A 12,747-nucleotide genomic window follows, 5' to 3' on the forward strand; every position below is an offset into this window, starting at 1 on the left:
ACCGTATACAGTTTCGTGGCTACAAAGAGCACAAAAAAGAGGAGCAGTTACTCCTCTTATGCCTAGCCTTTTGGTCATTTTCTCCGAGTTAGCCCATTTACCCTATTGCCAGTTTAGTGCTCGCGTAACGCGCTTTTTTCTTTCTTGGGCTGGCTAAGAAGTACGCTAAAGTAAGAGGCCCTAATCGTCCCATAAACATCATGAAGATGATCACTAACTCACCCGGTTCGGACAAACTGCCCGTTAAGCCTCGCGACAAACCAACCGTACCCAGTGCCGAGACCGCTTCGAACATAATGTCTAACATAGACGCTTTCTCTGTCAGTAACAGCGTGAATATGGCAAACCAAGTCACACCCACCGAGATCAGAGTCAGCGCCAATGCCTTGCTGATGGTCTCTTTGGGAATCTCGCGTTGAAAGGTATAGGTTGCTTCATCGCGACGCAAATAACTGTAAGTTGCCAAGACTAACACCATAAATGTCACAACTTTAATACCACTTGCCGTGCTCAATGATCCACCGCCGATAAACATCAACACCAGAATGATCGCCGTTGTGGCATCTTCCAACTGATCGATAGCTAAAGTGTTGAAGCCTGCCGTTCTTGGCGTCACCGCTTGAAACCACGATGCCCACCATTTCCCTGCTTCGCTCAACGGGGCAAGCGTGTTGGGGTTATCATTTTCAATCAGGTAAATGGCGATAAGTGCCACCACGTTAATGATCACCGTGCCTAAGATCATCATTCGACTGTAAACGGTAAGTCGGTGCCAACGGCGATTGCGTTTTAAGTCAATCCAAACCGAGAAGCCTAAACCACCAATAATGAACAAACTGGTAATGGTGAAGTTAACGACCGGGTCGTCCACGTAAGGCATTAAGCTATCTGCACTTAACGCAAAACCTGCATTGTTAAACGCACTGATGGTGTAGAAGAAACCATGGAACAAACTGGTTTTCCAGCCCAGCTCTTCACTCCAATAAACGCTCAAAATAGTGAAACCAATAAGTTCAACAAGCAGAGCGAACATCAATACAGATTTAGCGGTGGCAATGAGTGTCGACGAGTCAGTTTGGTTAAATGCCTCTCTCGCGACGGCTCGCTCCAAAAAGCCAATTTTTCCGCCCAGAGCCAGCAAGGTCACGATGGCAAACGTCATCAAACCTAGGCCACCACATTGAATCAGGAAAGCAATAACCACTTGCCCAAAAGGCGTAAACGCCGTGCCCGTGTCTACCACAACTAATCCCGTCACCGTAATGGCCGATGTCGCAGTAAACAGGCTTTGAATCCAAGTGATGGCCTCTGTGGTGGCAATCGGCAGTTTGAGTAAGACCGTGCCAAGAATGATCAAGCACGCAAAGCTGAGGCTAAGTATCAATGGCGGTGCGCCCAACAATTTTTTGCCCGCTTTGGGTTTTCGCTCGATTGGGATAATAGAGGGATGCCACAAAACCATGTTACACCAACCTTGGAGCGACGTATTTCAGCTCCGCGCGACTACCACAAAGCAACAGCGTGTCGAACTCATTAAGCACAAACTCATCATTGATATTGGTGTAGACGGCTTCTTCGCGCTTCACCAATATCGGCTGAATGTTGTAACTGCCTCGGCTGATCAACTTAGAAAGCGGCGTATCGTGCAGATTGGATTTAACGTGGATTTCCACCACATACAAACCATGCCCTATTTCCAAATAGTTGTTCACCATCGGATAGTTGAGTGCCTGCGCGACTCTTACGCCCATCTCCTCTTCCGGATGAATAATGCGTTGTACACCAAGCTTAGACACGATGGTGTGGTGCGCTTTGGTGCTCGCTTTGACCCAAATGGATTTCACACCCAGATTTTTCAGCGCCAGAGTACACAACAAACTGGCTTGCATGTCTTCGCCAATCGCCACCAACACCACATCACTGTTCGCTAGCGCTAATTCTCTGAGTGCACCTTCGTCTGTCGCGTCACATATGACCGCTTGCGTTAACTCTTCGACGTATTTTTCGACGATTTTCGGGTCGCTATCCATCCCCGTTACCGTGTGTCCAAGATGAATAAGTTCTAAGCTGGCGGCAACACCAAATCGCCCTAAACCAATTACTGTAAAGTGAGCCATATCAATCCCTAACTGTGTTTTATGTATAGAAAATGCTAATGCGTTAAGGGCTAGACTGATTTTCCGTCACGAAAAATAGGCAACACGAATCCTGTTCGAGTGCCGACAACCAGCACTAAACCTTGGCATTAACGTTGATTAAATTTGGAATTTAGTGGTGCTTGGACGTCTCAAGCACTAAACGATAACCCAGCCCCGGCTCGGTTTTTAAAAATCGCTGTTCGTCAGTACTATCGTTCAGTTTTTTGCGTAGTTGACTCACTAACACGCGTAAGTAGTGAGTATCTTCGATATGACTTTTTCCCCAAATTACCGCTAGCAAATGAGTTTGCTCAATGAGTTTTCCCGGCTTGAGAATCAACTGTTCAATGAAGGAAAACTCTTTCTTGGTGAGTGGAATTTCCCTCTGATCCAACCAAAATTGGTGAGTACTTTTGATGATTTTGACTCGGCCAGCCACCAGCTCATCAGCGACGGCTTGCTCATCCACCAAATCTCGAACCAGCACTTTGATGCGCGCGATGAGCTCTTTTACGCCAAAAGGCTTGCTCAAGTAATCATTCGCGCCCGCTTCTAAAAGGCGAATTTTTTCCTCTTCTTGATCACGAGCTGTCAGCACTAACACTGGCGTTTTATACGTCTGACGAAGCGTAGTGAGGAACTCCGTCCCATCGCCGTCGGGCAAGCCTAAATCTAGCAGAATGACGTGCGGCGAATACGCTTCGAAACACGCTTTGGCTTCTGCAATGGTACTCGCGCCAATGTAATCAAACCCTTCAGCAGACAGCGAAATTCGAATAAAGGTATGAATGCGAGGCTCATCGTCCACGACTAAAACTTTGTAACTCACGCCTGCTCTGCTCCTTGATTGAGTGGAAGTCGAATGCGGATCAGCGTCCCTTCTGATACTGGCATAGATTGAATCTCTCCTTGGTGTGCGGTGATGATGCCTTTGGCAACCGCGAGTCCCATTCCGGTTCCTGAATCGGCCGATTTGTTGTTCACGCCGGAATAGAAAAGGTTGAATATTTTTTCCGCATCTTCAGCTTTGATGCCAATCCCCATGTCCCGAACATCAATCACGCACGACGAACCCTGCTTAGAAAGTGAAACCTCAACAGATTCATTCTCTGGTGAAAATCGCATGGCATTATCCAACACATTAAAAATCGCTTGTTCGATGAGCGAACGACTTACTGACAAATGACCAACGGAATCATCTATATTCATGGACACTTTCTCGGTGTAATTCGGCAAACGAGAAACCGCATCCCGAACAATATCTGCAATCGACTCGTATTTTTTGGTAATTTTTAATGTACCGTGCTGGAGCTTAGTCGCCTGTAAGAGGTTCTCGATATATTGATGCAAGCGGTGGCTTTCTGAAGTCGCACTGTCGAGCAATTCTTTACGCTCTAAGTCATTGAGCTTGGGCATGTACTCGTTGAGTGTGGTCAATGTTCCAATAATGGTTGCTAGCGGCGTGCGTAGGTCATGGGACACCGATAACAGGATGCTATTTTGCAGCTTGGTTTGTTTTAACTCGCCCTGCTGGCGACGATAAAGATCTGCAAAAGTGCTGGTGATAAATGCCACCACCATAAACACGACTAGATTAAAAATGTCTTCCGGACGAAACATCTGCAAAGAGTAACGAGGCGTCGTGAAAAAGAAGTTGAAGCTCAACGCTTCGATCACCGCCGCCGCATAAGCGAATCGCGAGTTGCATTGAAATGCCACCACCACGACGGCTAACTGCAAAATCAGCAGGACCGCAGCGGTAGAGCCAAACAATTGGTCTAACAGCCATGAGGCCACAACCGCGCCAATAATCACGATGGCAGAAAAGAGAAATGTGTTATCTCGCCAATGAGCAAACATAAAGTACATCAACCAAAATTCGATGCAGAAACTTTAGCAAAAGCCCATTCGGAGTTCGCGTAAAAAAAGCGTAAAAAATGCAAGAACGACAGTCAGTTATAAACATAACCATCATTAAGTTAGCCTAACTTAATGAATAATCACAAGTAAACGTCACCCATTGACGCCTACTCACTCGGTATAAACGGCAGACATAAAAAAGAGGAGCATTTGCTCCTCTTTCGTGTAGCGTCATATTATATGACTTGCAGTTGAGCATCACCTTGCTCAGACAAAAAGCCGCCGGTTTGATGCTTCCACAACTGAGCGTAAACACCACCCAATTGCAGCAGCTCGTGGTGTGAGCCTTGCTCAATGATTTTGCCGTCATCCATCACAATCAAACGATCCATCGCGGCAATCGTTGATAAACGGTGAGCAATTGCAATCACTGTTTTTCCTTCCATCAGAACTTCAAGGTTTTCTTGAATTGCCGACTCCACTTCTGAATCAAGTGCAGACGTTGCTTCGTCCATGATCAAAATTGGTGCGTTTTTCAGCAGCACGCGAGCAATCGCCACACGTTGACGCTGACCGCCAGACAGCTTCACGCCGCGCTCCCCAACTTCAACGTCATAGCCAACGTTACCTTGCTCGTCTCTTAGAGATTGAATGAAATCATGAGCGTGTGCTTTTTCAGCAGCTGCGATAACGGCATCCATTGAAGCATCTGGATCACCGTAAAGAATGTTTTCCTTAATTGAGCGATGTAGCAAAGAGGTGTCTTGCGTGATCATACCAATGTGTTGGCGCAGCGACTCTTGTTCGACTTGAGAAATATCCTGTCCATCAATACAAATTTTCCCCGTATTTACGTCGTAAAAACGCAGCAACAGGTTAACCAACGTGGATTTGCCTGCCCCAGAACGACCGACAATACCGACTTTTTCGCCCGGTTTAATGGTCAGATTCAAGTTCTCAAATACCGCCTTTTCATCACTGTAGTTAAAACCTACGTGATCAAAGCAGATCTCACCTTGAGAGATTTGCAGAGGCTTGGCATTTGGTATGTCTTTCACTTCAACGTCGTTTGAAATCGTATTAATACCGTCCACTACCGTACCGATGTTTTCAAACAATGCGCTAACTTCCCACATGATCCACTTCGACATTCCTTGTACGCGCAACGCAATACTAATGGCAATCGCAATAGCACCAATTGTTACAGCGTGATCTAGCCATAAATAAACCGAAATGGCACTGATAGACATCAGCAGTAAATAGTTGATGGCATCAACACTAAACAGCAAACAAGTCACCATGCGCATTTGGCGGTAAACCGTCACCAAAAATTGCTTCATGCTGCTTTCTGCGTATTCCAACTCTCGCTGTGAATGAGCGAATAGTTTTACGGTAGAAATGTTGGTGTAAGAATCGACAATGCGTCCGGTCATAACCGAGCGAGCATCCGCTTGCTCTGTCGCTACTTGTTTCATTTTAGGGATAAAGTAGAACTGGATAACCGCGTACATTCCTATCCAAATCACAATAGGCAACATCAGCAAGCCATCGGCCTCGCCCATCATCCAAAGCATCGAAAGAAAATAAACGCTGATATAAACCAGTACATCCACCAACTTCATGACCGTTTCTCGTACCGCTAACGCACTTTGCATCACTTTGGTCGCAACTCGGCCTGCAAAGTCACGTTGGAAAAATCCAACCGCTTGTTTTAGCAAGTAACGGTGAATCAACCAACGGATAGACATCGGGTAGTTACCCAATAACGTTTGGTGCATCACCATTGAGTGGACAAAACCGAGAGCTGGCATCACAACCGCCACTAAGAACAGCATCATTAGCATGCGATCACCCTGATCTTGCCAGAATGTTGCGCGATCCTGATTAGAGAGAATATCGACGAGCTCACCCATATAACGCAACAGCGTCACCTCAGTAATGGCAATAAGCGCACTGAACACAGCCATAACAAGTAAAGGGGCTTCAAAGCCACGAGTGTAAAAGCGACAGAAGCCAAAAAGTGTCTTCGGTGGCTTTTCGGTTTCCATCTGGGGAAAGGGTTGGGTCAGTTTTTCAAACCAATTGAACATAACAACGACTTTAAGTACCACGAATGAATTTGCGAACGTTTTACTATCTTTTGATACAAAAGTCAGTAAAATACCGAAACAAAAGTTCAAATGATAATAATTACAATTAAGCTTAGCGTTAAACATAATTGTCGGGAATATATTTATGACAAAGAATAACTTACTGACCATCGCGATCCGTAACGCGTTGGTCTGTGCTTTGGCACCAACAGCAGCAGTGGTTGCATTCACAGCACAAGCTCAAGAAGACGTTGTACAAGATGACATTATTGCAATGGAGACTATTACGGTCACCGCGCAAGCACTTAAAGTAGAAACCCCTGCGGCAGAAACACCGCGCAGCGTATCTATCATTTCTGAAGATGAACTTCGTGTTCGTGCACCGCAAAAATTGGACGAAGCATTACGCTACACATCTGGCGTAACCGCTCAGCCTTATGGTGCCGACAACGACACCGATTGGTTCAAAGTTCGTGGATTTGATGCTGCGACTTACCTAAACGGCAACCGCCTCTTCCGCGATGGTTACTACACATGGTTGGTCGAACCTTACGGCCTAGAAAGTGTGGAAGTGGTTAAAGGCCCATCAGCTATTCTGTTTGGTGAATCGGCACCAGGCGGCATCGTGAATGCGGTGCAGAAAAAAACAACGTTTACGCCTCAAGGCGAAGTAAAAGTCGAAGTGGGCAACAACCAACACCAGTCTGTGGGTTTTGACATTGCTGATGAAGCAAACGACGATGGCACAATCCGCTACCGTTTGGTTGGCTTGATGACAAGCCAAGACGGTGAACTGGACGGCACCAATAACGAGCGTTTCTACCTAGCGCCAAGTGTCGAGTTCGACATTTCTGACCGTACAATGCTGACCGTTTTGGCTACTTACCTTCATGATGACGGTGTACCAACTAACCCATTCTTCCCGGCAGCAGGTACTCTGATTGGTTCTAACTTTGGCAAAATCGATCCTTCGACTAACCTTGGTCAGCCAAACTACGATAAATACGAACGCACGCAGTTTTCTCTAGGTTACTTACTAGAGCACGACATCAATGACACGTGGTCATTCTCGCAAAACCTCAACTACGGTTCGAATGAGTTGTACTTGCGCAGCTCTTACGCGTTCTCAAACAACGATCCAGCGAAAGAAGAATTAACGCAAGGCATCGTATTCCGTGACGGCAAAAACCAGAGCATCACGTTCGATAACAATGCTGTCGGCAACTGGATGACAGACAACGCAGAGCACACGGTGCTTGTCGGTATGGATCTGCAATTCCACAAAACCGATGGAGACGAGCAGGACAACTACGCGTTTGGCACCATCAACCCGTGGAACCCAGTTTACGGCAACTTCACCCCACTTGATCCTGCCAACAACGTGAAACGTGAGATTGAGAAATCTCAAGCAAGTTTCTACTCGCAATACCAATTGAAACTGCATGAACAATGGATTGGTAACGTGGGTGCTCGTTACGACTGGGTGAAAACAGAAAACTCTGGCAAAGGCGCTACCGTTAACCAAAGTGAATCTCGTGATGATGGTCAGTTGTCTCTCAGCGCGGGTGTGATGTTCCTTGCAAACAATGGTCTGTCACCTTACGTAAACTACTCTCAATCGTTTGAAGTGATCAGCACCATTGATGCGGCAACCAATGAGCTATACAAACCGCTGGAAGGCGAGCAAGTAGAAGTGGGTGTGAAGTATGAGCCAAGCTTTATGGATGGCTTTATCAACCTTGCATGGTTCGACATCACGCAAAAGAACGCGTTGGTGACCAACCCATCAACATGGATTGCGACACAAACAGGTGAAGTGACATCTCAAGGTATTGAGCTAGAAAGCACGGCGCAGCTAACCGACGATCTAAAACTGATGGCAAGCTACACCTACACCAAAGCGAAAACAGACGAAAGCTTTGGCCAAGGTAAAAAACAAGCCGCACTTATTCCTGAACATCAAGCCTCTGCATGGGTAGACTACAGCGCCTACAGCCTGATTCCAGGCCTCAATATCGGTACTGGTGTGCGCTACGTAGGTGAGTCAAAAGATAACCCTAAAAGCTCGAACCTAACTGTTCCTTCAGTCACTCTTTGGGATGCGTCAATCACTTACGACATCACTTCACAGTGGCAAGCACAGCTAAACGTGAACAACATTCTGGATAAAGAGTTTGTTTCAGGTTGCGATTATTGGTGTTACTACGGCCAGTCTCGCTCTGTCATGCTAAACGCAAACTACCGCTGGTAATTGAACTTCCTACTCCCCTCTCTTGAGGGGAGTTTCCTCCTAAGAGTCATCCATGTTTCAACTGTCTAATATTGAGATCGTTCGAGGTGGACGTCAGATCCTCGGCATCGAACAACTTAACATCCCAACAAATGAGCTAACGGTCGTTTTAGGCCATAACGGTTCAGGTAAGTCGACACTGGTGAACCTGCTTTCTGGTCAAATGCCACCAGATAAAGGCACGGTAACACTAAACGATACTTCCCTTTCATCACTCAAAACCAAAGAGTTGGCAAAACAGATCGCCTATTTGCCACAAAAGCTGCCCTCTTCGGCTGGTTTAACGGTAGAAGAGCTAGTGCGCTTAGGTCGCTTTCCGTGGCGTGGGGCACTTGGTCGTTGGAAAACAGAAGACAAACAGATCATCACGCAGGCTATGGAACGAACAGGAGTTACACCTTTTGCTCAAGCATTAGCGGACGATTTATCGGGTGGTGAGCGCCAACGCGCTTGGGTGTCTATGCTGTTGGCTCAACAATCACCGATTTTGATTCTCGATGAACCGACCTCCGCGCTCGATGTTCACCATCAATTTCAATTGATGGCGCTACTGGCAGAGCTGAATCGAACCGAGAACGTAGGCATTATCGTGATCCTGCACGATCTGAACTTAGCACTGCGCTACGCAACGCACATTGTCGCGCTCAAAAAAGGTCAAATTGCGTTCGAAGGCAACGCCGACATGCTGCTAGATGAGGAGCGCCTTTCTGAGTTGTATGAGTCACCGATTAAGCTCATTGATCATCCAACTCCAGCCAACACATTGGCGAGCCAAAAGATGGCTGTTGTATGCGCATAATAGCTCGTTTACTTACTGTGGTTACACAATCTGCTTTTCTGTTAGCATTTTTTATGACTAATGCAAATGCAGTCATCACCGTTACCGATGAATATGGTGAGCATAGTTTTGAGCAAGCGCCGCAGCGCGTTATTGCCTTAAATTGGGACATCCTAGAACAAGTTTTGGCGCTAGGCATGGAACCAATTGCCGCCCCCAATTTACCAGGCTACCGCCAATGGGTAGTTAATCCAACTGCGCCAGAGTCAATCGAAGATATTGGAACCCGAGCAGAGCCCAACTTAGAAAAAATAGCCAGTTTGAAACCAGATGTCATCCTTGCTGCGTCTCCACAGCAAGACTTGATTCCGTTACTCAAACAAATTGCTCCGGTAATCTATCTACCTAATTTTTCTGAAAGTGAGGCCGCAGCTGAAACGGCCATTCGTCACTTTCGTACGCTCGGCAAGCTATTCAATAAAGAGGCACTTGCTGAACAGAAACTGGCAGAATTAGATGCTTCATTTGCGCAGATGCGCCAGCGAATTCGCCACTATTACTCTGAACCACTCAGTGTTCTGGTGATGCGTTTTTCAACGCCGAATACGGTGTTTCTTGCAACCGAAAATTCCACCACAGACTACGTGGTCAGAAAGCTGGGATTACACGCTCCAATTAAAGAGGCTCCACGTGCGTGGGGCGTAAAGCAAGATCGGATTAATCGACTTCAAAACCTTCAAAACAGCTACGTTCTCTACGTACAACCTTTCCCAGAAGAACGCAAACTGAAAGATTCACCACTTTGGCAAGCGATGCCGTTTGTAAAGAAGCTGCGGGTAAATTCAGTCAGAGCAGTGTGGGCGTATGGCGGTGCTATGTCTTTGCAATACACCGCTGAAGCGATTACCGACAGTCTAATAGAGTTGGCACCAAAGCAATGAGAACGAAACATTATATTGGTTATCTGGCGCTGGTTACGTTACTTAGCGTCTTTAGTCTACAAATTGACACTAATTTATCACTCTTCGAACAGTGGCAATTATTAACAAAACCAGAGGTAGCGAGCGAATTTCGTGACGTATTTTTTACGCAAGCTCAGCTTCCTAGGTTAAGTATTACTCTGCTTGTTGGTGCCATGCTTGGTCTCACTGGCAGCTTAATGCAGCAATTAACGCAGAATAACCTCACCTCTCCTTTGACTCTTGGCACCTCTTCTGGCGCTTGGCTTGCATTAGTTGTGGTAAATATTTGGTTCGTCGATTGGGTAGCCGATTACTCTGCATTAGCCGCAATGGCGGGGGCTTTAGTGGCGTTTGGCCTGATCGTATCAATTGCCGGTGTGCGTAATATGACGGGTTTGCCGTTGGTCGTTTCGGGGATGGTGATCAATATCTTGCTCGGTTCTATCGCCACAGCCATTATTATTTTAAACGCTCAGTTTGCACAGAATATTTTTATGTGGGGAGCAGGAGACCTTTCTCAATACAGCTGGGATTGGTTTGAGTGGTTATTGCCTCGCTGCGCTATCGCTATCGTAATTTTGATCGTCGCACCACGTATTCTGACCTTAATGAAACTAGGACAAGAAGGCGCAGCAGCCCGAGGCTTAGCGGTATTACCTGCTTTTAGCACGTTAATGGTGATGGGTATTTGGCTGGTATCAGCCTCAATCACTGCGGTTGGTATCATCAGTTTTATCGGATTACTGACACCCAATATTGCCAGAGCGATGGGGGCAAGAACACCGCGCGACGAATTGATCAGCAGCATGCTTTTGGGCGCAATGCTATTAATCATCACCGACTCTGCCGCCATCTTGCTAAGCTTATGGTTAGAGGAAACCATTCCTAGCGGCGTAGCGGCTGCAGCTATTGGCGCTCCCGCTTTAATTTGGTTTACTCGTAAAAAGCTGACGGCAACCGATCAACTTAACCTTTCAATGAGCCAAGGAAAAACGGCGCTTTCTAAGCGCGCAGTTTGTAGCATAGTGATAATGAGCATCGTCGGGGTTCTGGTTTACTCATTCGTTACCCATGGTATAAACGGGATCCAATGGTCCGTGCCAGGGGAGTTCCAATGGCAATTACGCTGGCCGCGAATGCTAACCGCACTTTCTGTCGGTATTGCGCTATCCGTTGCCGGAATCATTTTGCAACGCATTGTTTACAACCCTCTGGCAAGTCCCGATATTCTCGGTGTGTCTTCCGGAGCCACGTTTGCCATTATTACGACAGGAGTCATCGCTGGGTCACTTCTCTCCGCATTTAACTGGGGGATCGCTTTTTTCGGAAGTATGTCCGTATTGATGTTATTGCTGATTATCGGTAAACGAAGCCATTTTAATCCATCTAACTTCGTGTTGTCCGGCATCGCACTAACGGCACTATTAGAAGCCCTTGTTCAATTTTCGCTAGCTCAAGGTTCTGGTGACAGTTACAAAATTTTATTGTGGCTAACTGGTTCAATTTATCGAGTCACAGCCGACACCGCACTGATGCTATGTTTGGCAATAATGGTTCTGCTTACCGCTGTATTCGCGATTTCTCGCTGGCTAACATTAATTTCCATCGGACGACAATTCTCAAATGCACGAGGACTTAACCCCACCGTAGCCAATACGCTAATGCTCACCATCGTTGCTTTATTATGCGCCTTTTCTACCGCTACAGTTGGTCCGATATCTTTTGTTGGCTTGGTCGCTCCCCATATGGCGATGATGTTAGGAGCAAGAAAAGTGAAAGAGCAACTAAGTGTCGGAGCCTTAATTGGTGCAACCCTAATGTTGTGGGCAGATTGGCTGGGACAAATCGCTATTTATCCAAGTCAGGTCGCAGCTGGCACATTGGTCGCTATTTTAGGCAGTACTTACTTTCTGTTTTTAATGCTGAAAAGTAAATTCAGCTAAGTATTCAGGGAATATAGTTAGAGCTGGAAATACCGTTAGAAAAACAAACCCCGCTATGTTTGATAGCGGGGTTTGTTTTAACTGGCGTACGACACTTCTCTATTTTTCACTCACCACAGGAAAGCGCTGCTCATAAAGTTCCATAAAGTCTTTACGAATCAAATGCTCCAAGTGGTTAGCTTTATCGGTCGGGCAGAAAATCATAACATGCAAAATCTGCTCACCATTGATATTACTAGAAATATGCATATGTGGCTCTGCACCGGGAAGATCGACCCCCGCGTGTTTTTCAATCATCGCATTGTAGCGATGCGCAACATCACTGAAGTAGCTACAATGCTCTTCAATCTTGTCGGTCAAGATTGGTAACAGAGGATACAAATTAACGAAGTCTTTCACCACGATAGAAAAATTGTGGTAGACGTAGCGCTTCATAAAATTGAGGTTCTTTACTGGGTAAGTAAAAAACATACTATTGGGTAAGGTCGCGGTTTTTCCGGTGTAGTGATATTGCCCATGGTGCAGGTCGATCTCTTGAATCACCGTCGCCATCATATTGTGCTCGATCACTTCGCCGCACAGTTTACCGACCTCAATCCAGTCACCGACACGAAAAGAACGTGAGCTTGCTCTTTGAATCGAGCCTGTAAAACACAAAATTATCTCTTTGGATGCCACAACAATGG

10 protein-coding genes are annotated in these 12,747 nt (G+C 46.3%); 4 read left to right on the forward strand and 6 right to left on the reverse strand.

The features are described from left to right. Window positions 1–97 precede the first annotated feature (97 nt). The 5 genes from CAG69_RS09040 to CAG69_RS09060 all read right to left on the reverse strand — a co-directional run bounded on the left by CAG69_RS09040 (window position 98) and on the right by CAG69_RS09060 (window position 6,088). Window positions 98–1,462, reverse strand: a complete 1,365-nt coding sequence (locus CAG69_RS09040) for a TrkH family potassium uptake protein (RefSeq protein WP_161443824.1) — start codon at window positions 1,460–1,462, stop codon at window positions 98–100. Window position 1,463: 1 nt separating this feature from the next. After that, entirely contained in the window at window positions 1,464–2,117 is a 654-nt protein-coding gene (locus CAG69_RS09045) for a potassium channel family protein (protein WP_161443826.1), read from the reverse strand. Window positions 2,118–2,268: 151 nt separating this feature from the next. Continuing rightward, window positions 2,269–2,967 carry a response regulator transcription factor gene (locus tag CAG69_RS09050; protein ID WP_161443828.1) on the reverse strand — a complete coding sequence of 233 codons (699 nt, stop codon included), beginning with the start codon at window positions 2,965–2,967 and terminating at the stop codon, window positions 2,269–2,271. Then, on the reverse strand, window positions 2,964–3,998 hold the full coding sequence (locus tag CAG69_RS09055; RefSeq protein ID WP_161443842.1) for a sensor histidine kinase: 1,035 nt from the start codon (window positions 3,996–3,998) through the stop codon (window positions 2,964–2,966). Before CAG69_RS09055 ends, CAG69_RS09050 begins: the two co-directional genes overlap by 4 nt. Before the next feature lie 236 nt (window positions 3,999–4,234). Beyond that, window positions 4,235–6,088, reverse strand: coding sequence for an ABC transporter ATP-binding protein (locus CAG69_RS09060; RefSeq protein ID WP_046876143.1), 1,854 nt, complete (start codon window positions 6,086–6,088; stop codon window positions 4,235–4,237). A gap of 145 nt (window positions 6,089–6,233) precedes the next feature. On the opposite strand from CAG69_RS09060, the gene CAG69_RS09065 reads away from it, so the two are divergent. The 4 genes from CAG69_RS09065 to fhuB are packed head-to-tail and all read left to right on the forward strand — an operon-like array spanning window position 6,234 to window position 12,061. Then, entirely contained in the window at window positions 6,234–8,339 is a 2,106-nt protein-coding gene (locus CAG69_RS09065; RefSeq protein ID WP_161443830.1) for a TonB-dependent siderophore receptor, read from the forward strand. Window positions 8,340–8,391: 52 nt separating this feature from the next. After that, window positions 8,392–9,177, forward strand: a complete 786-nt coding sequence (locus tag CAG69_RS09070; protein WP_161443832.1) for an ABC transporter ATP-binding protein — start codon at window positions 8,392–8,394, stop codon at window positions 9,175–9,177. Further along, the gene (locus CAG69_RS09075) at window positions 9,168–10,097 is read left to right on the forward strand and encodes an iron-siderophore ABC transporter substrate-binding protein (protein WP_161443834.1); all 930 of its coding nucleotides are present in this window, start codon (window positions 9,168–9,170) and stop codon (window positions 10,095–10,097) included. Before CAG69_RS09070 ends, CAG69_RS09075 begins: the two co-directional genes overlap by 10 nt. Continuing rightward, complete coding sequence (gene fhuB, locus CAG69_RS09080) at window positions 10,094–12,061, forward strand: Fe(3+)-hydroxamate ABC transporter permease FhuB (protein ID WP_161443836.1); 1,968 nt, start codon at window positions 10,094–10,096, stop codon at window positions 12,059–12,061. The genes CAG69_RS09075 and fhuB overlap by 4 nt, the downstream gene beginning before the upstream one ends. Before the next feature lie 99 nt (window positions 12,062–12,160). Here fhuB and CAG69_RS09085 read toward each other — a convergent pair. Next, the coding region (locus tag CAG69_RS09085) for a mechanosensitive ion channel family protein (protein WP_237668053.1) at window positions 12,161–12,747 on the reverse strand (587 nt) is incomplete at its 5' end.

Source organism: Vibrio sp. V43_P6S15P86 (assembly GCF_009904725.1).
In the GTDB taxonomy this organism is placed as follows: Bacteria; Pseudomonadota; Gammaproteobacteria; order Enterobacterales; family Vibrionaceae; genus Vibrio; species Vibrio diabolicus.